Origin of the sequence: Massilia eburnea, assembly GCF_009720745.1 — a bacterium.
Classification (GTDB): Bacteria; Pseudomonadota; Gammaproteobacteria; order Burkholderiales; family Burkholderiaceae_D; genus Rugamonas; species Rugamonas eburnea.
In genome coordinates, this window is the sequence record NZ_WNKX01000010.1 from 105,800 (window position 1) to 125,504 (window position 19,705).

Sequence of the window (19,705 nt, forward strand, 5' to 3'; positions counted from 1 at the left end):
ACGAATAAGTTGCTGATTAGTGCTTTTCAACCGCGAGGGCCAGGTACACAACCGTCAACGCCATAAACACAAACGCTTGCAGAGTCACAACCAGAATGTGGAAGATTGCCCATGGACCGCCCAGCAGCCACTGTGCCCACCATGGCAGCAGCGCGATCAGGATGAAGATCAGCTCGCCGGCGTACATATTGCCGAACAGTCGCAGCGACAGCGAGATTGGCTTTGCGAACAGTTCCAGCATCTGGAAGATGAAGTTCACAGGTGCCAGCAGGATGGTGGCGACGGTGCCGTGCGCGTGGAATGGAGCGGTGAACAGCTCTTTACCCCAGCCGCCCAGGCCTTTAGCGGAAATCGAGAAGCCGATGATGCAGATCAGCACGCCGAACGACATGCCGAAGGTGTGGTTGACGTCGGCGGTAGGAACAACGCGCAGGTAGTTCACGCCGACGAAGCTCAACAGCTTAGGCAGCAGGTCGACCGGCAGGAAGTCCATTGCATTCAGCAGCCAGACCCAGACGAAGATGGTGATGGCCAGGGGGGCGATCACTTTGGACTTGGCGTGGAAAGCGGAATTGACGGTATCGTTGACCAGTTCCATGATCCACTCAACGAAATTCTGCAGCTTGCCAGGCACGCCGGCGGTGGCGCGGCGGGAAGCCATGTAGAACAGGCCCAGGAACACGAAGCCCAGGATCAGGGAGATCCAGAAGGTGTCCAGGTTGATGGTGCCGTTGCTGTTGTGAGTAAGGTGGTGCTGGATATACTCGGTGGCGTTAGCCGGGGCGTGATGTCCACCCGAAACGTGTTCAGTAGTCATAGGTCCGAATTTTTAATGATTAAATCTTGAGCAGCGACAGCCAGTAAGCCAGGGTTGCCACTACGAATCCTAGGATCAGCCATAACCAGGCGGCTGACTTAAACAGCACCAGTGCACATATAAACAGCACTGCCGTTACAAATACTTTAAGCATCTCGGCGCGGAAGTGCGTCCGAAATGCTTTCTTTGCATCATCGGTGCCGCGCATGACCATCAGCGCGTAGACAAAGCTACCGATCACTGCCATACCGCCGCCCATGGCTGCGGACCAGCCTTTATCCACCCCGGCGAAAAGCGCCACGGTAGCGGAAAAGAGGACGGCGATTGTTAATTGCAGGGCAACTACTCGGAAAACTGGCCAGGCGATACTTCTCGAAGAATCACTCACTTGCCGCACTTCCTTTAGACCCAAAGACGCGGGATTATAGTTTGTTTACATCACCAAGGTCAAACATGGTGCATCGCCAAACGCCCCTCTAACAACAACTTATTCTGCTGAAAAGGTAGGCATTTGGCGATTACTTGCGGGGTAATCGAAACCCGGTAAATCTGGGTCTGACCAAGGGTCAGACCCGACCGGTAGCGGCCGCGTGTCGAGGGTCCGACCCTTGCCGGATGGCCGTCCCGTCGGACCCAGGATTACCGGGTTTTAGCCGCGCAGACGGGCAATAACGCCGTCTAGAATGTCGAGATCAGCGAAATCAATGATCATCTGACCGCGGCCCTTGGCGCCCATCTTGAACACGACGGAAGTTGCCAGTGTGTCGGACAACTCCTCTTCCAGCCGCTTGATGTCGCCGGATTTTTCTTTCGCCCGAGCCGTCGGCTTAGCCTTCGCCTCTTCCATATGGTTGTGGACAAGTTTTTCCGTCTCACGCACCGACAGTCGTTTCGCTACAACAACATTCGCCAAGGCAATTTGTGATGCCGCATCGACAGCCAACAGCGCGCGCGCATGCCCCATGTCGATATCGCCAGCCATCAGCATCGTCTGCACCGGCTCCGCCAAGTTCAGCAAGCGCAACAAATTGGAAACTGCCGAGCGCGACCGTCCAACAGCCTGTGCAGCCTGTTCATGGGTAAAGGAAAAATCTGTGATCAGGCGGTGAATACCTTGCGCCTCTTCCAAAGGATTCAGATCTTCGCGCTGGATGTTCTCGATCAGCGCCATCGCGGCCGCGGTCGTGTCGTCCACATCCTTCACCAGGACAGGCACAGTCTCGAGCCCAGCCAGCTGCGCCGCACGGAAGCGGCGCTCACCCGCGATGATCTCGTATTTGACATGGCCGGTACCCTTGTCGATGCCAACCGGGCGAACCAGCAGCGGCTGGATAATGCCCTGGGTCTTGATCGACGAAGCCAGTTCCGCCAAACCACCCTCATCCATCTGGGTGCGCGGCTGGTATTTACCCGCTTGAAGGAACTGCACCGCCATTTCCGACGGTGTCGGATGAGAAGTTGGGTTGGACGGATCTTCATCACCGCCGAGCAGCGCGTCGAGGCCGCGGCCGAGGCCTTTCATTTTTTTGGTTGCCATCGTTGATTACATTTTCTTGATACGTTTAACCATCTCGGCGCCAAAGGCGATATACGCCTGCGCCCCCTTCGAGGTCGGGTCGAAAGTCACACCCGGCATGCCGTAGGACGGCGCTTCCGCCAGTCGCACATTGCGCGGGATGATGGTCTTGAATACTTTGTCGCCGAAGTGCTGCTCCAACTGGGCCGAAACCTGCTGTGACAGCGTCATGCGTGGATCGAACATCACACGCAGCAGGCCGATGATCTTCAGGTCCGGATTCAGGTTGGCATGCACCTTCTTGATGGTGTTGACCAGGTCGGACAAGCCTTCCAGCGCGTAATACTCGCACTGCATAGGAATGATCACGCCATGCGCGGCGCACAGACCGTTCAGCGTCAGCATCGACAGCGCAGGAGGGCAATCGATCAGCATGAAGTCGTAGTCTTTGGCTGCCAGGGCCAAGGCATCGCGCAGGCGGCGCTCGCGGTTCTCCAGCTGCACCATTTCAACTTCAGCGCCGGCCAGTTCGCGGTTGGCAGGCAGCACATCAAAGCCGCCCGCTTCCGAACGCACGCGCGCCGTCGCCACATCGGCGCTGCCGAGCAAGACTTCATAAGTGGAAGCCTGCAGCGTCGCCTTATTGATCCCCGCGCCCATTGTCGCGTTACCCTGAGGATCGAGGTCAACAAGCAACACTCGTTGATTAAGTTTGGCCAGGCCGGCGGCCAGGTTCACAGTCGTGGTAGTCTTACCGACGCCGCCCTTTTGATTTGCTACACAGAAAATTTTGGCCATTTAAGGTCGAAATGTTTTATATTGTTTAAACCGTTTATACTATTTAACTCGTATAAACGATTAATATTATTTATACCGTTTATACAGTTATACCCTGCCGATGAAAACCAGGTGACGCTGTGCGTCCAGTCCTGGTACTTGCAAAGGCTGTAGCTCATTCACTTTCCATGGGTCTGGCAGTCGCTCTCGCTCCTCTGCCGGCGCCGTGCCTTTCAGGGCTATGAATCGCCCGCCCTCTGCCAGCAGGTGCCCGGACCAGTTCACAAAATCGCTGAGGTCCGCAAAGGCGCGCGAGGTGATGACGTCGTAGGGCGTCTTGACCTGCAGCTCCTGCACCTTCTTCGTGTACACCGTTACGTTGCCCAGTTCCAGCTCCGCTTTCACCTGGTTCAGGAAGGCCGTCTTCTTGTGGACGATGTCGATCATCGACACTTTCATGTCCGGCCGCGCGATCGCCAGAACGACGCCCGGCAATCCGCCCCCTGCCCCAACATCCAGCACATTCTGCGCATCCTTGAAGGCCGGCACTGCCGCCAGCGAATCCAGGACATGCAGGGTCATCATTTCCATCGGGTCGCGCACGGCCGTCAGGTTGTACACCTTATTCCACTTGTTCAGCAGGGCCAGGTAGTCCAGCAGTTTTTCCTGCTGCGCCTCACTCAGGCCCAGGTCCAGCTTTTCGACACCATTCTTCAGTACTTGCGCCAGCGCGGCGCGATCAAACACCGCCATCAAGCCGCCTCGTCTTTCAGCGTAACGAAACCGCCGTAGCCGGCTTTCTTCAGGTGCACCAGCAGCAGGGAAATCGCCGCCGGGGTCACGCCCGAAATACGCGAAGCCTGGCCCAGGGTTTCCGGACGATGCTTCTGCAGTTTCTGGCGCACTTCCATCGACAGCGCCGTGATCTCTGCATAGTTGAAGCCTTCAGGCAGCTTCAGGTTTTCGTAATGCTCATGACGCTCGACTTCGCGCAGCTGGCGGTCGATATAGCCCGAATACTTCAGGGTGATCTCGATCTGCTCCATCACTGCCTCGTCGGTAACGCCCGGACCCGCCAGCAGCTGGCCTTCGTTGCCGGTCATGCTCATCAGCTTTTCGTAGCCGACACCCGGACGGCGCAGCAAGTCAGCCAGCGAATATTCGCGTTCGATGGCCTGGCCAATCACACGCTCGGACTCGGCTGCCGCCAGGATGCGCGGGTTGACCCAGACGGATTTCAGGCGCTCAAGCTCTTGTGCCACGGCCTCGCGTTTACGGTCGAATGCTTCCCACTGCGCATCACCAACCACACCCAGCTTACGCCCGATTTCTGTCAGGCGCATGTCAGCGTTGTCTTCACGCAGGCTCAGGCGATATTCGGCGCGGCTTGTGAACATACGGTACGGCTCCTGCACGCCCTGGGTGACCAAGTCGTCGACCAGCACGCCGAGGTAAGCTTCGGAACGGGCCGGAGTCCAGGCTTCTTCGCCCTTGGTTTGCAGCGCGGCGTTGATACCGGCCAGCATGCCCTGCGCAGCGGCTTCTTCGTAACCCGTGGTGCCGTTGATCTGGCCGGCAAAGAACAGGCCGTTGATGGCCTTGGTTTCCAGCGAAGCCTTCAGGCCGCGCGGGTCGAAATAGTCGTATTCGATGGCGTAACCCGGGCGCAGTATGTGCGCGTTTTCCAGGCCCTTCATCGAACGCACCAGCTCGATCTGCACATCAAATGGCAGGCTGGTCGAGATACCGTTCGGGTAGAACTCGTGGGTCGTCAGGCCTTCCGGTTCCAGGAAGATCTGGTGCGATTCCTTGGCCGAGAAGCGGTGAATCTTGTCCTCGATCGACGGGCAATAGCGCGGGCCGACACCCTCGATCACGCCCGTGTACATCGGGCTGCGGTCCAGGCCGCCGCGAATAATGTCGTGGGTTTTCTGGTTGGTGTGGGTGATCCAGCACGGCAATTGCTGCGGATGCATGGACGCATTGCCCATCACCGAGAATACCGGTACTGGGTCCAGGTCGCCCGGCTGTTCGGTCATTTGCGAGAAGTCGATGCTGCGGCCATCGATACGCGGCGGCGTACCAGTCTTCAGGCGGCCCTGCGGCAGTTTCAGTTCCTTCAGGCGGGCGGACAGCGAAATCGCTGGCGGATCGCCGGCGCGGCCGGCCGAGAAATTCTGCAGGCCGACGTGGATCTTACCGTCCAGGAAGGTACCTGCAGTCAGCACGACGGCGCGGCCCAGGAACTTCAAGCCAATCTGGGTGACGGCGCCGACAACGCGGTCGCCCTCCACCATCAGGTCATCCACCGCCTGCTGGAACAGCCACAGGTTTGGCTGGTTTTCCAGGCGATGGCGGATCGCTGCCTTGTACAAGATGCGGTCGGCCTGGGCGCGGGTCGCGCGCACGGCAGGGCCTTTGGACGAATTCAGGATACGGAACTGGATGCCCGACTCATCGGTAGCGATGGCCATGGCGCCACCCATTGCGTCGACCTCTTTCACGAGGTGGCCTTTGCCGATGCCGCCAATGGATGGGTTGCACGACATCTGGCCCAGCGTCTCAATGTTGTGGGTCAACAGGAGAGTTTTCTGCCCCATACGGGCAGAAGCAAGGGCCGCCTCGGTACCGGCGTGACCACCGCCGACAACGATAACGTCGAATTCAGTAGGAAATAACATGGTAAAAATGGGGAAAAGCTGGGGATCGAACTGAATTATAAAGTTTTTTCGACCCTGCGAATTTTTTGGGCAGGATTTTTTTGATCGCAATGTTTCACGTGAAACAAATAAAAAGGGGACGTACCCCTTTTTTGGGCATGTCCCCTTATTGTTCCACGTGAAACACTATCACTTAAGCCATGCGTCATAGCCCGTTTTGATGATCAACAGCACGACCACAACCAGGAACAAACGGCGTACGAACTCACTGCCATGCTTCAACGCAAGCTTAGTCCCCAGCACCGACCCGACAACCTGACAAACCGCCATCATCAAACCCAGCTGCCAAATGATGTGCCCCGTCATCCCAAACAAGAGGATCGCCGCCAGGTTGCAGGCAACGTTCACTACCTTCGCTGCCGCCGAGGCGCCCAGGAAGTCAAAGCCGAAACTGCGCACAAACAGAAAGACCAGGAAGCTGCCAGTGCCCGGGCCGAAGAAGCCGTCATAGAATCCGATGCCGGCGCCGACCAGGATTGCCAATACCCTTTCCTTGGCGCCGGTGTGTAGTGGCGCATGGACACTGCCGAGATCCTTCCGATAGAAGGTATAAATCGCCACCGCCATCAGCACGAATGGCAATAGGCCGCGCAGGAAGTCGGGCGGGATCTTGGTAACAGTGAACGCGCCACAGAAGGCGAACAGGAAAGCAGCAATCGCCGCGGGCGCAACAGTCGACCAGGCAATTGGCGTACGACGAGCATAGTTGACTGCCGCCGCACTGGTACCGAACACGCTGGCCACCTTGTTTGTACCCAGCAACGTCGCCGGCGCGGTGCCGGCCATCGTCGAGAACAAGGCGGGGATCTGGATCAGGCCACCACCGCCGACCACCGCATCCACAAAACCTGCCGCGAAAGCGGCGCCAGCCAACAAGCCATACTCAACCATTACCCCGTCCCAGCCCTATTCAGAAACGTAATATTGTAAGGCGGAACTGAGCAGGGTGCTTGCGGCTGGTGTAAGCTTTCCCCATGAGTACTCTGTCCTCGTTCAGCTTCGCCACCGTTCCAACCATCCTGTCTGCGCCAGGCGCTGCAAGAGGATTGGGTCCAGAACTGAGAGCCCGCTTCCCCGACATCCACCGCATTCTGCTGGTGACGGATCAAGGCTTCCTCCGTACCGGACTGGCCGACGCACCCGTCGCCAGCTTACGCGAAGCAATGTTTCACGTGGAACAATTTGCCGATGTGCTGGCTGATCCGCCTGAACATGTGATTGAGGACGCCCTCGCCCAAGCCCGTCAGCATCAAACAGAACTGGTGATTGGGCTTGGTGGCGGGAGCTCGATGGACGTCGCCAAGATCGTCGCGGTGCTGGCCCCTGGCCAGCAATCCCTGGCGGAAATCTACGGCATCGGTAATGTACGCGGCTTGCGGTTGCCGCTGGTCCAGATTCCGACAACAGCCGGCACGGGATCGGAAGTCACAAATATCTCCATCGTGACCACTGGCGCCACCAGCAAGATGGGCATCGTCGCGCCCCAGCTGTATGCAGATTTGGCCATCCTCGATGCGGAACTCACGCTTGGGCTGCCACCTGCGGTGACCGCCGCGACCGGAATCGATGCCATGGTTCACGCCATCGAGGCATATACCAGCAAGCACAAGAAAAACCCTTTGTCGGACAATCTGGCGCGGCAGGCCTTGAGCCTTCTGTCCCGCCACCTGATCCGTGCCTGTGAGAATGGCAGCGACCTGGCGGCTCGCCAAGCCATGCTGCTTGGTGCGATGCTTGCGGGACAAGCCTTCGCCAACGCGCCGGTCGCCGCCGTCCATGCGCTGGCCTATCCCATCGGCGGCATGTTCCATGTTCCGCACGGTTTGTCGAACTCACTGGTCCTGACCCACGTCCTGCGCTTCAATGCAGAGGCTTGCGCTGAGCAGTATGCCGAGCTGGCAACCATCGTCGTCCCCCATGCGGAGGGCACCGCGGAAGCCCGCGCCGAAGCCCTTGCTGTTGCAATGCAACAATTCGCCATCATCACAGGACTGCCGCGCACGCTGCGCCAGGTCGGCATCACCGCAAGCGATCTCGACCTGCTAGCTGACGACGCCATGAAGCAAACCCGCCTCCTCGGCAACAACCCACGCCCCGTTTCCCGCGAAGACGCCTTCGCCATTTACCAGCTCGCACTCTGAAGCACTCTTGCAAGAACGATATAATCCGCGTCTCCTAGACGACGCGGAAACTTCATATGGCGCTGCGCACCTTATCCATCATCCCTGCACTTCTGCTGGCCGGACAGGCGATCGCTGGTGACGGAGTCGAAGGGCGCTATGGTCGGACCGAAATTCGCTATATCGCTGGAAAGCCCGCCGTATTCCACACTGGCCGAAATGTCCTCACGATCAGCGAAGCTGACGAGGCATCGATCTTTCACGTGATTCCCGAAACTTCGCAGGAATACGTGGTCATCAAATCCTGGAAGCCCGGCCTCAACTGCCACAACAGCTATCGCCTGATCAACATCGACTCCAGCGGTTCGGTCAGGGCTTCGCCGGAAATCGGCAACTGCACCGACCTTGCTGGAATCAGCTTTGCAGGCTCGAACCCAATTATTCACCTGCGCCAGGTTATGGGCGGCAAAATCGAACAGCTGATCTGGAGAGATGGCAGGATCGTCGAACTCTCATCGACATCGGAAGCCTGTTTCGCAAAGCACGAACAGGCCATGGAAAGCGGCCGCCGGCCCCAAACGCAGCACGTCAGCCACGTAAGCGCTACAGGCGAGGGACGACTACAATTCCATTCGGCGCCTGATGAACGCTGCGCAGTCGCCGGCACCTTCGTCGTTCCCGGCGACCACCTCGAGGCCTCACGCACACAGGGCCGCTACACCCTTGTGGTCTATCAGCATCCCAAGACTGCGAATGTCGCGGCGGGTTGGGTCGAATCCGCGCGCCTCAAGTCCGCAAACTGAACCTGGCCATCAACTCGCCGACAATCCCCCGGCGGAACAGCAGCACGCAAGCAACGAAAATCAAACCGGTGACCAGGCTCACCGCCTCACCGAGGGTCGTGAACCACTCAACTCCCGTTGCACTGGCCATCATCGTACCGAAGTCGCCAAGCTTGTTCTCCAGGGAGATGATCAGGATCGCGCCAATGATAGGCCCGACCATCGTGCCCATGCCACCGACAAGCGTCATCAGGATCACCAGCCCGGACATGGCCCAATGCACATCAGTCAGCGTTTCAAAACCCAGCACGATGGACTTGGTCGCGCCAGCCAGCGCGGCCAGAGAACCTGAAAGCACAAAGGCCATCAGCTTGTACTTGTCGACGTCGTAGCCAAGCGAGATCGCGCGCGGTTCATTCGCCTTGATCGCTTTCAGCACCTGGCCAAATGGCGAATGCACCGTGCGCACGATCAGCGCAAAGCCACCAATGAAGATCGCCAGCACCACGTAATACATTGCCAAGTCGTTGCTCAGGTCCAGCATCCCGAGCAGCTTGCCGCGCGGGACGCCCTGCAAGCCGTCTTCACCGCCAGTGAAATCCGTAAAACGCACAGCGCCGAAGTACACCATTTGCGCCAACGCCAGCGTGATCATGGAGAAGTAAATCCCTTGCCTGCGAATCGCCAGGCCGCCCATTACCAGGCCAATCAAGGCGCCGGCCAGTATCCCCGCCAACAGGCTCAATTCAAATGGCAGCCCCCAATTCTTCAACGCATTGCCGGCGACATAACCCGCCGCGCCAAAAAAAGCCGCGTGCCCGAAAGACAGCAAACCCGTAAATCCGATCAGCAGGTTGAAGGCGCAGGCAAACAGTGCGAAGCATAAGAGCTTCATCAGCAACACGGGATAGCCGACAAACGGCGCGCCCAGCGCCAGCGCGAATGCAATGGAATAGCCCAGCTTCTTGTTCATCTATTTTTCCTTCCCGAACAGGCCAGCGGGGCGCAGCAATAGGATGATGACCATCACCAAAAACACCACGGTGTTGGCAAACTCGGGATAGAACACCTTGGTCAATCCCTCGATCACGCCGAGCGCAAGACCGGTGACGATCGATCCCAGGATCGAACCCATGCCGCCGATCACTACAACGGCGAATACGACGATGATCAGGTTCGCCCCCATCAACGGGGTCACCTGCTGGATTGACGCCGCCAGAACGCCCGCAAAGCCCGCCAAAGCGACACCGAAGCCATAGGTGAGCGTCACCATCAGCGGCACGTTCACGCCAAAGGCCTCCACCAGCTTAGGATTCTCGGTGCCGGCGCGCAGGTAGGCGCCCAATTTGGTCTTCTCGATCACGAACCAGGTGCCCAGGCAGACCACCATGGAAGCCAGCACCACCCAAGCACGGTAATTCGGCATCACCATGAAGCCGAGGTCCGTCGCACCCTGCAGGGCTTCAGGCGTTTCAAACGGCTGCCCGGAGACCCCGTAAAACGAGCGGAAAGCGCCTTCGATCAGCAGTGTGAGCCCGAACGTCAGCAACAGCCCGTAGAGGTGATCAAGCTTGTACAACCAGCGCAGCATGGTCTTTTCGATCACCACGCCCAGCAGGCCGACTATCAACGGCGCCAGCACCAGCATGCTCCAATAACTCAAGCCAAAGTAAGTCATGCCGATCCATGCGAGAAAGGCGCCCATCATGTACAAGGCGCCGTGCGCGAAATTGATCACGTTCAGCAGCCCGAAAATGACGGCGAGGCCGAGGGACAGCATGGCGTAAAAGGAGCCGTTGACAAGTCCCAGCAAAAGCTGGGACATCAGCATCGGTAGCGGGCGGCCGAAGATCTCCATCTAGCTTACTTCCACAGGGCGCACTTGGTTTCGGCCTTGGACATATAGGCCTGCTCGCCCGGGATCGTTGCGGCGATCTTGTAGTAATCCCATGGGTACTTGGATTCCGACTGCTTCTTCACCTCCATCAGGTACATATCGTGCACCATGCGTCCGTCTGGGCGGATCACGCCATGGTTGGTGAACACGTCCTTGATGGTGGTGGACTTCAGCTTGGCCATCACCTTGTCGGAATCGTCGGTGCCAACGGCCTTTACCGCGGCCAGGTATTGGGCAGCTGCGGAGTAATCGCCGGCCTGCAGCATCGAAGGCTCCTTCTTCATCTTCGCGAAATAGCGCTTGGACCAGGCGCGCGTCTGGTCGTTCATGTCCCAGTACCAGCCATCGGTCAGGTACATGCCGGCAGTCGCATTCAGGCCCAGCGAGTGGATATCGTTGATGAACACCAGCAGGCCGGCCATCTTCATTTTCTTGGCGACGCCGAATTCATTGGCCGCCTTCACCGAGTTGATAAAGTCGCCGCCCGCATTGGCCAGGCCCAGCACTTGCGCACCGGACGAAGAAGCTTGAATCAGGAAAGATGAAAAGTCGGTGCCTGGGAAGGGATGGCGCACACTGCCGATTACCTTGCCGCCCGATTTGGTCACGACTTCGCTCGTGTCCTTTTCCAGCGAATGACCGAAGGCGTAATCGGCGGTCAGGAAATACCAGTTCTTGCCGCCCTGCTTGACGATGGTGCTGCCAGTACCGCGCGCCAGCGCAACGGTGTCGTAAGCGTAGTGCACAGTGTAGGGGGTGCATTCCTCGTTGGTCAGGCGCGAGGAACCGGCGCCGACCACCATGAAGATCTTCTTCTTGTCGGCTGCCACTTTGGCCATTGCCAGGTTGGCGCCGGAATTGGTACCGCCCACCAGCATGTCCACGCCCTGCTGGTCGAACCATTCGCGCGCCTTCGACGCAGCAATATCGGCCTTGTTCTGATGGTCGGCAAAGACGAATTCGATCTTCTTGCCGTTGATGGCGCCTCCCGCTTCGGCAATCGCCATCCTGATCGCCTCCGCGCCGCCCTGCCCGTCGATGTCCGAATAGACGCCGGACATATCGGTGATGAAGCCGATCTTGATGGTGTCGCCAGACATCTGGGCGTGTGCGCTGCCGAAAGCACACAGGGCTGCTGCAATGGCGATTACTTTGCGTTTCATAGTGTCTCCGTTTTCAGTTTTGATATTCAAACGCCCAACAGCTCGGTCAATACCGGCATGCGGGCATCCAGTTCCGATGACGCAAAACTCTCAACAATCCGACCATGTTCCATCACGTAAAACCGATCCGCCAGTGGCGCCGCGAAACGGAAATTCTGCTCGACCATCACGATCGTGTATCCCTTGGCCTTCAACGCGCGGATCATGCGCGCCAGACCTTGCACGATGACCGGCGCCAGACCTTCCGAAATTTCATCGAGCAGGAGCAGGCGCGCGCCGGTTCGCAGGATGCGCGCTACTGCCAGCATCTGCTGCTCGCCGCCGGACAGGCGTGTGCCCTGGCTGTTGCGGCGCTCTTTCAGGTTAGGGAACATCTCGTAGATCTCTTCGACCGACATGCCCTGCCCCGTTTTCAACGCCGGCGGCAGCAACAGGTTTTCTTCTGTGGTGAGCGATGCAAAGATGCCGCGCTCCTCGGGACAATAGCCAACGCCAAGGTGGGCGACTTTATGCGTCGGCAAACCGATCGCTTCCTGGCCATTGATGCGGATCGACCCCTTGCGCGTACCGGTCAGTCCCATGATGGCCCGCAGCGTTGTGGTGCGGCCGGCGCCGTTACGGCCTAACAGCGTGACCACCTCGCCGGGCTTCACGGTCAGGTTCACATCGTGCAGGATATGCGATTCGCCATACCAGGCTCGCAGCTGGCTGATCTCCAACGCGGCCGTCATGCCTCGGTCCCCATATAAGCTTCCATTACCTGTGGATTACTCGATACTTCGGCGTACGGGCCTTCCGCCAATACTGCACCACGCTGCAGCACGGAGATCCAGTCGCAAATGCCGGACACCACGCTCATATTGTGTTCAACCATCAGCACGCTGCGGCCGGCAGAAACCTTCTTGATCAATTCAGTCACACGATGCACGTCTTCGTGACCCATGCCTTGCGTGGGCTCGTCGAGCAGCATCAGTTCAGGTTCCATCGCCAGCGTGGTGGCGATCTCGAGCGCGCGCTTGCGGCCGTAGGGCAAATCGACTGTGATCGTATCGGCGAAAGAGGCCAGGTCGACCTCGGCCAAAAGCGCCATTGCGCGATCATTCAATTGGTTCAGCGAGCGCTCGCTGCGCCAGAAATGAAAAGCCGTGCCGAGTTTGCGCTGCAGCCCGATGCGCACATTTTCGAGTACGGTCAGGTGTGGAAAGACTGCGGAAATCTGAAAGGATCGAATCACGCCCATGCGCGCAATCTGCGCCGGCTTGAGTGGGGTAATGTCCTTGCCGTTAAAGTGGATCTGGCCCGACGTCGGCACCAGGAATTTGGTGAGCAGGTTGAAGCAGGTCGTCTTGCCGGCGCCGTTCGGGCCGATCAAGGCATGGATATGCCCGCGCTGGACTTGCAGGTCCACGTTAGCGACAGCTGTGAATCCCTTGAACTCCTTGGTTAAACCTTTTGTTTCCAAGATGAAGTCGGACATCGTGTCTCCCCGGTTTTGCTAGATCATACACAACAAAGCTGCCTTTTCCGCAATCATGATTACCGGGGAATTCGTATTACCAGACGTAATGGTAGGCATGACCGATGCATCGGCGATGCGCAAGCCGCGCACGCCACGAACCCGCAATTCGCTGTCAACTACAGCCGAAACGTCGTCCACGCGGCCCATTTTGCAGGTGCCGACCGGGTGGAAAATCGTGGTGCCAATCGAGCCCGCAGCCTCGGCCAACTCCTCATCGGTGCGAAAATGCACACCGGGTTTGCATTCCTGCGGCCGATATTTCGCCAACGCTGGCGCCGCAACAATCTTGCGCGTGAGATTCAACGCTGCTGCTGCGACGCGCCGGTCCTTGTCGGTACTGAGATACATCGGTGTGATTTTCGGCGGCGCATATGAATCAGCGGAAGCAATCCGCACATGGCCGCGCGATGTCGGACGCAAGTTGCAAACGCTGGCAGTGAACGCAGGGAAGTCATGCAGCGGCTCGCCAAAACGCTCAAGCGACAGGGGCTGCACGTGGTATTCCAGGTTCGGCGTAGTCTGCTCTGGGCCCGAGCGCGCAAACGCCCCCATTTGCGATGGCGCCATCGACATTGGCCCACTCTGGAACAGCGCATATTCAAGGCCGATGCGCGCCTTTCCCAGCCAGCTGGAGGCAAGCGTATTCAGCGTGCGCGCACCTTCGACTTTGAACACCATGCGCAGTTGCAGGTGATCCTGCAGGTTGGCGCCAACACCGGGCAAGTCGTGCACGGCTTTCACACCGGCCTGCGCCAGCGCTTCGGCGGGACCGATGCCCGACAATTGCAGGATTTGCGGCGTCCCGATGGCGCCCGCTGCCAACAGCGTTTCGCGCGCCTCCGCATTCCAGCGCGAGCCGCCGCCGATAAAAACCACACCTTTGCAGACCCCCTCCTCCAGCACCAGCTTTTCGACATGGCAGCCAGTCATCAGCGTCAGGTTAGGGCGCTTGGCCGCTGCACGCAGGAAGGCTTTGGCCGTATTCCAGCGAATCCCCCGCTTCTGGTTTACTTCGAAATACGAACAGCCGAAATTGTCGCCGCGGTTGAAGTCTTCAATCTTTGGAATGCCGGTTTGTTCGGCCGCATCACGGAAAGCATCGAGAATATCCCAGCGCAGGCGCTGCTTTTCCACACGCCATTCGCCTCCGGAACCATGGAAATCCGATATGCCGGCGTGATGGTCTTCACTTTTACGGAACAAAGGCAGCACTTCCGACCAGCGCCAGCTCGGGTCGCCGCACAACTCGGCCCATTGGTCGTAATCGCTGGACTGGCCACGCATATAGATCATGCCGTTGATCGATGAACTCCCGCCCAGGACCTTGCCGCGAGGGTAAATCAGGCTGCGGCCGCCGAGTCCTGCGTCCGGCTCGGTGCGAAACAGCCAGTCCGTGCGCGGATTATTGATGCAGTGAAGGTAGCCAACCGGAATGTGGATCCAGACGTAATCGTCCTTCCCTCCCGCTTCGATCAGCAATACCTGGTTCTTTGGATTTTGCGTCAGGCGGTTGGCAAGGACGCAGCCAGCCGTCCCTCCGCCCACGATGATGAAGTCAAACTGGCCTGCGGATTCCAATCTTTCTCCCTGTCGGAAGCTGTGGATAACGCTATGAATATCCACAGGCATCGTTTGTGAGTAAACAAGACTTCTCGAAAACGGCTGAAAATTGTCCAAAAACAGTTCTCAGTCCATTCAAGGTTTACGCGCCTGCTTATACAGCCGGTAAACCCCTGATTTTTCTCTGCAAGGTGCACTTATCCACAGAAAGTCGGGGTTGTTAACAACCATTACTACTTTGTATACACACTAATCTAACGTAAACAAAACTCTCCACCTATACTGAACAAGCAAGTTGTTCCATGCAATCCTGCCTGGAGGGGCTCTTGTCGACCTCTGACGCCTATCGACGCTTTCGCCGGCGATTGCTCGTCACCATGACCATGCTCGCGCTGCTCGCCACGGCAGTCGTCGCCTGGCAGCTGCATTCTTCTGCCCGCGATCGCGAACAGGCCATTCGCCGGCAAACCCAACATTACGCATTAGCGATCGAGGCCCAGGTCTTAAGCACTGTCCAACTGTCCGACATCGCCCTCTTGGGCTTTGCCAACGCAATCAAGGTCGCGCCCTACACACCAAAAACCATAGACAGCTTGCTTTCATCCCGAGGCGCAAGTTTTGGCAGCAGTTTCTGGATCACTTTCCTGGATCCTCAAGGCTTTGCCATCGCCAGCTCACGCGATATCGCCGTTAAAGGCATCAGCTATGCGGACCGCGACTACTTCCAGGCCCAGCTGACTCCTGGAGACAAGCTCTTTGTGGGAGGACCAAGCCGTGGACGGATTTCGAATTCGCGCCTGTTCTTCCTCAGCCGACGTGTCGAAAATGCCAAAGGCGAATTCCTCGGGGTGATCGTCGCGCCAATCGATGCGAGCAGGCTTGCCAAAACTTTTGAACATTCCCGCGTCAGCGACGACGTCACCATTACCCTCTTCCACACGAATGGCCACATCATTGCCCGCGCTCCCCTGTTCGAACAGACCTTCAACCGGGATATACGTGAATCAAACGTCTTTCGAGCCTTTGGCAAGGCGCCAATCGACACCATCGAAACCGTCAGTCCGATCGACAGGCAATCAAGGATCGCCAGCTACCGGAAATTGCCAGACCTTCCACTGATCGTCACTGTCGGCAGTTCAAATGTTGGCCTGGCACTGGTCTCGCAAAAACAGTTCCTAGTCGCAGGCGTCGCCATATTCCTGATCCTCACTCTGATCGTCTTCGCGATCATCTACGCCCTGCGAACGTTCGCGGCCGCAGAAGAACGCGAACAGCGCTACCGCACGCTCTACGCTACGTCAGCCGAGACAGAAAAAAAGCTGACCTACAGCGAACAGCGGCTGCGCCTCATTGCCGACAACTTGCCGATCGTGATCGCCTACATTGATCGTGACGAACACTACACTTTCAAAAACCGGCGCTTTGCTGAAATTTACGGCAGCGGCGACAACCTCCAGCAAGTCCTGTCGCCAGCACTCTATGCTGAAACCAGCCCTTACCTGGAGCGCGCATTTGCCGGCGAAACTGTCTGCTTCGAACGCAGCACCCAGCGCAACGGCGAACCATGCTGCGACGCCATCACGTACGTGCCGGACCGCGATGAAAGCGGAAAAGTCATCGGCCTGTTTGTCATGGCCGAAGACATCAGCGAACGAAAGAAGCACGAGGAATCAAGCAAGCTGGCAACCCTGATGTACGAAAATGCCTGCGAAGGCATGATGGTCACCGATGCAGAAGGCCGAATCCTGTCTGTGAACCCGGCCTTTTCGCAAATCAGCGGCTATTCCTCGGAAGAAGTCGTCGGCCACCTCGCCTACGAACTGACTTCCAGCCACCAGGACATCAAGTTCTACAGCCGCATGCGTCAGACCATTACCCACACGGGCTATTGGGAAGGCGAAATCTGGCACCAGCACAAGAACGGCGACCATTACCTGGTTTCGCTTCGCTTCAACACCGTGTTCGACAGCAAAGGCAATGTGCTGCGCCACGTCGCCCTGTTCACGGATATCACCAAGAAGAAGGCCACCGAAGAAGCAATCTGGAAACAGGCCAACTTCGACGCCCTGAGCGGCTTGCCCAACCGCCGCATGTTCAACGACCGCCTGCGCCAGGAGATCAAGAAAGCGGCGCGAGACAAGCTCCCGATGGCGCTGATCTTCATTGACCTCGACGGTTTCAAGGCCGTCAACGACAACCTGGGCCACGACTTTGGCGACATCCTGCTCAAACAAGTAGCAGAGCGCTTGCTCACATGCGTCCGCAATACCGACACAGTGGCCAGGCTTGGCGGCGATGAATTCACCGTCATCCTCAGCGAGCTCAAAGAATCGGGGGATGTGGTCCGTATCGTGCAGGAGATTTTGCACAGCCTTGCCAGGCCTTTCCAGTTGAGGCATGAAGTGGCTCATATCTCGGGCAGCATCGGTATTTCACTATTCCCGGAGGATGGCGATGAAGCCGAACAGCTCATCAAAAACGCCGACCAGGCGATGTACGTCGCCAAGCAGCAGGGCCGTAACCGCTTCAATTATTTCGCGCCCTTCATGCAGGAAGCCAGCCAGATGCGGATCGAACTCGCCAACGAGTTGCGCAATGCCTTGAAAAACAAGGAGTTAAGGCTGCTCTTCCAGCCCATCCGCAACTTGGCGACGGACAAAATCGATATGGCGGAAGCCTTGATCCGTTGGGAACATCCACAGCGAGGCTTGCTCAAGCCTGCCGAATTCATTGGCGTTGCTGAAAATACCGGCGTCATCGCATCCATTGGCGAATGGGTGTTCCAGGAGGCGGCTGCCCTGGCCGCCAGCTTTGGCAACGGCTTCAAAGTCTGCGTCAACAAATCGGCTTGGCAGTTCCGGCATGAGGCTGTAGGCGTAGAACATTGGCTGGAACTATTGCACGAACAAGCGCTTTCGCCGCATTCCATGGTGATCGAAGTGACGGAAGGACTGCTGTTGGAGGCAAACAGGGAAGTTGTGCAGCGGGTGCAATCGCTCAGGGACGCCAATCTCCAGATTTCCCTGGATGATTTTGGCCACGGCTACTCATCCTTGAACTTCCTGAAGCGATTCCAGATCGATTTCCTCAAGCTTGACACCAGCTTCAGCGATAACCAGCTCTTGTGCGAAGCCATTGTCTCGATGGCCCACAAGCTGGGCATCAAAGTCATCGCGGAAAAGATCGAAACGCCAGGCCAACTGGAGATTTTGATGGCCGCAGGCTGCGATTTTGGGCAGGGATTCCTGTTCGGAGCACCCATTTCAGCTGAAAAACTGCATCGGCTGTTGATAACTCAATGAATATCCACAGGATCGAATGTGCGTAAACACCGTTTTTGAGTTCACGCACAAAATTTGTTCAGAACTCATCCGTTTTAGACACAGTTCTTGTCCAGCCAGTTCTACAATTCGTAAACTTCTGATTCTGTGGATGTTAACAGCTTTATCCACAGACCGGGTCGCGTTTACTATCTACTACTATCCTTTCGTATACAACTTTAAATAAATAGAGGACAACTCGCGCATGCGTCTCGGAATCATCTCAGCTTTAGCAGAAGAACAACAAGGTCTACTGGAAGCCATGGAGAGCCCCTACAAGCTCATCCACGGTAAGCGTGAGTACACAGCCGGAAAACTCTGGAAAATCGATTCTGTGGCCGTTTTATCGCGAATTGGCAAGGTTGCTGCTGCAGTGACAGCTGCAACGCTTGTGGAGAAGTTCGACGTTACCCACATTATTTTTACCGGCGTCGCCGGTTCTGCAGACCTTGGGGTTCGTGTTGGAGACGTGGTGGTCGCCGATTCCCTGGCTCAACACGATTTTGATGCCAGCCCGCTGTTCCCGCGCTTCGAAATACCGCTGACCGGGCTCTCGCACATGCCTGTAGACCGCGAATTGAGCCTGAAACTCAGCTTGGCTACGCGCGAATTCCTGCAAAACGACGCACAAGTGCATCGCGGCCTGATCGGAAGCGGTGATCAATTCATCAAGGACAAGGCTCATCTGATGAGCCTGAAGGAGGCACTGCCTGATTTATTGGCAGTAGAAATGGAAGGAGCAGCTGTCGCCCAGGTCTGTCACGAACTGGGCGTGCCGTTTGCCATCATGAGGACTATTTCAGACAACGCCAACGAAGAAGCGGCGACGGATTTCATGCAATTCGTGCAAACCGTCGCCTCGCGCTACGCCTTTGGCATCATCCAGAATTTCTGCAAATCGCTTACTTGATTGGCAGTTTGGTGGTGTTCTTCACTTCTTCCATCACCGCATAGGTGTGGGTCTCGCGCACGCCTTTCTGCAGCAAGGTTTTTCCAAGGAATTCGCGGTACGCCGCCATATCTTTCACGCGCGCCTTGACCAGGTAGTCAAAACCGCCGGCGACCATATGGCATTCGAGAACTTCGGGAATCAGCTGGACACTGTGTTTGAAGGCATCAAAGACTTCCGGCGTGGTGCGATCCAGCACAACTTCAATGAACACCAGCAGCGAAACATCCAGTAGCTGCGGGTTCAACTGCGCCGTGTAGCCCATGATGTAGCCGGCCTCATGCAGTTTCCGTACACGTTCAAGGCAAGCGGCAGGCGAAAGATTGACGCGCGCAGCCAATTCAACATTGCTAATCCGGCCATCATTTTGCAACTCGGCCAGAATCTTCTTACTGATCTTGTCCAGCATTCCATCTCCAGGATTAATTTTATTTGGTCAAATTCTCGCACCAAAAACTATCTATTGCTAGTACAAAGTATTACCAGAATTAATCCGAACGATTCCCGCTTACAATCGAATCATTAGTTGCACTGCACAACACGCCCTCGCAAACACCGTTTGCCG

Annotated in this window: 18 protein-coding genes; 4 read left to right on the top strand and 14 right to left on the bottom strand. The window is 57.2% G+C overall.

The window, feature by feature from the left end; genetic code table 11:
• Window positions 1–16: 16 nt before the first annotated feature.
• The 7 genes from atpB to GM658_RS15065 form a co-directional block, all read right to left on the bottom strand.
• A complete protein-coding gene (gene atpB, locus GM658_RS15035) occupies window positions 17–817 on the bottom strand; it encodes a F0F1 ATP synthase subunit A (RefSeq protein WP_155454861.1) in 801 nt (266 codons plus the stop codon).
• A gap of 19 nt (window positions 818–836) precedes the next feature.
• The gene (locus tag GM658_RS15040) at window positions 837–1,205 is read right to left on the bottom strand and encodes an ATP synthase subunit I (protein WP_170298819.1); all 369 of its coding nucleotides are present in this window, start codon (window positions 1,203–1,205) and stop codon (window positions 837–839) included.
• A 261-nt stretch (window positions 1,206–1,466) separates the two neighbouring features.
• A complete protein-coding gene (locus GM658_RS15045; RefSeq protein ID WP_155454863.1) occupies window positions 1,467–2,354 on the bottom strand; it encodes a ParB/RepB/Spo0J family partition protein in 888 nt (295 codons plus the stop codon).
• Between the two features lie 6 nt (window positions 2,355–2,360).
• Window positions 2,361–3,131, bottom strand: a complete 771-nt coding sequence (locus tag GM658_RS15050; protein WP_155454864.1) for a ParA family protein — start codon at window positions 3,129–3,131, stop codon at window positions 2,361–2,363.
• 87 nt (window positions 3,132–3,218) lie between these two features.
• Window positions 3,219–3,863, bottom strand: coding sequence for a 16S rRNA (guanine(527)-N(7))-methyltransferase RsmG (gene rsmG / locus GM658_RS15055; RefSeq protein WP_155454865.1), 645 nt, complete (start codon window positions 3,861–3,863; stop codon window positions 3,219–3,221).
• Window positions 3,863–5,791 (bottom strand): tRNA uridine-5-carboxymethylaminomethyl(34) synthesis enzyme MnmG, encoded by a 1,929-nt coding sequence (mnmG, locus tag GM658_RS15060; protein ID WP_155454866.1) that lies wholly within the window; start codon window positions 5,789–5,791, stop codon window positions 3,863–3,865. The genes rsmG and mnmG overlap by 1 nt, the downstream gene beginning before the upstream one ends.
• Window positions 5,792–5,959: 168 nt before the next feature.
• Complete coding sequence (locus GM658_RS15065) at window positions 5,960–6,721, bottom strand: TSUP family transporter (RefSeq protein ID WP_155454867.1); 762 nt, start codon at window positions 6,719–6,721, stop codon at window positions 5,960–5,962.
• 92 nt (window positions 6,722–6,813) lie between these two features.
• Here GM658_RS15065 and GM658_RS15070 point away from each other — a divergent pair, with 92 nt between their 5' ends.
• The gene (locus tag GM658_RS15070; protein ID WP_371865120.1) at window positions 6,814–7,971 is read left to right on the top strand and encodes an iron-containing alcohol dehydrogenase; all 1,158 of its coding nucleotides are present in this window, start codon (window positions 6,814–6,816) and stop codon (window positions 7,969–7,971) included.
• 56 nt (window positions 7,972–8,027) lie between these two features.
• Window positions 8,028–8,753, top strand: a complete 726-nt coding sequence (locus tag GM658_RS15075) for a hypothetical protein (protein ID WP_155454869.1) — start codon at window positions 8,028–8,030, stop codon at window positions 8,751–8,753.
• Here the strand turns inward: GM658_RS15075 and GM658_RS15080 are convergent.
• From GM658_RS15080 to GM658_RS15105, 6 genes are read right to left on the bottom strand one after another with little or no spacing between them, the layout of a single operon-like run.
• The gene (locus tag GM658_RS15080; RefSeq protein ID WP_155454870.1) at window positions 8,737–9,705 is read right to left on the bottom strand and encodes a branched-chain amino acid ABC transporter permease; all 969 of its coding nucleotides are present in this window, start codon (window positions 9,703–9,705) and stop codon (window positions 8,737–8,739) included. The two genes, GM658_RS15075 and GM658_RS15080, sit on opposite strands and share 17 nt — an antisense overlap.
• Entirely contained in the window at window positions 9,706–10,590 is an 885-nt protein-coding gene (locus GM658_RS15085; RefSeq protein WP_155454871.1) for a branched-chain amino acid ABC transporter permease, read from the bottom strand.
• 5 nt (window positions 10,591–10,595) lie between these two features.
• Window positions 10,596–11,792: an ABC transporter substrate-binding protein gene (locus tag GM658_RS15090; RefSeq protein WP_155454872.1), complete on the bottom strand. Its 1,197-nt coding sequence runs from the start codon at window positions 11,790–11,792 to the stop codon at window positions 10,596–10,598.
• Between the two features lie 26 nt (window positions 11,793–11,818).
• Window positions 11,819–12,523 carry an ABC transporter ATP-binding protein gene (locus GM658_RS15095; RefSeq protein WP_155454873.1) on the bottom strand — a complete coding sequence of 235 codons (705 nt, stop codon included), beginning with the start codon at window positions 12,521–12,523 and terminating at the stop codon, window positions 11,819–11,821.
• Window positions 12,520–13,269 (bottom strand): ABC transporter ATP-binding protein, encoded by a 750-nt coding sequence (locus GM658_RS15100; RefSeq protein ID WP_155454874.1) that lies wholly within the window; start codon window positions 13,267–13,269, stop codon window positions 12,520–12,522. Before GM658_RS15100 ends, GM658_RS15095 begins: the two co-directional genes overlap by 4 nt.
• Before the next feature lie 18 nt (window positions 13,270–13,287).
• Window positions 13,288–14,889, bottom strand: coding sequence for a GMC family oxidoreductase (locus GM658_RS15105; RefSeq protein ID WP_211841869.1), 1,602 nt, complete (start codon window positions 14,887–14,889; stop codon window positions 13,288–13,290).
• A 308-nt stretch (window positions 14,890–15,197) separates the two neighbouring features.
• Here GM658_RS15105 and GM658_RS15110 point away from each other — a divergent pair, with 308 nt between their 5' ends.
• Window positions 15,198–18,173, top strand: coding sequence for a bifunctional diguanylate cyclase/phosphodiesterase (locus GM658_RS15110; RefSeq protein ID WP_170298820.1), 2,976 nt, complete (start codon window positions 15,198–15,200; stop codon window positions 18,171–18,173).
• Between the two features lie 223 nt (window positions 18,174–18,396).
• Window positions 18,397–19,101: a 5'-methylthioadenosine/adenosylhomocysteine nucleosidase gene (locus GM658_RS15115; RefSeq protein ID WP_155454877.1), complete on the top strand. Its 705-nt coding sequence runs from the start codon at window positions 18,397–18,399 to the stop codon at window positions 19,099–19,101.
• Here GM658_RS15115 and GM658_RS15120 read toward each other — a convergent pair.
• Window positions 19,094–19,549 carry an Lrp/AsnC ligand binding domain-containing protein gene (locus tag GM658_RS15120; protein ID WP_028103394.1) on the bottom strand — a complete coding sequence of 152 codons (456 nt, stop codon included), beginning with the start codon at window positions 19,547–19,549 and terminating at the stop codon, window positions 19,094–19,096. The genes GM658_RS15115 and GM658_RS15120 overlap by 8 nt on opposite strands.
• Window positions 19,550–19,705 lie beyond the last annotated feature (156 nt).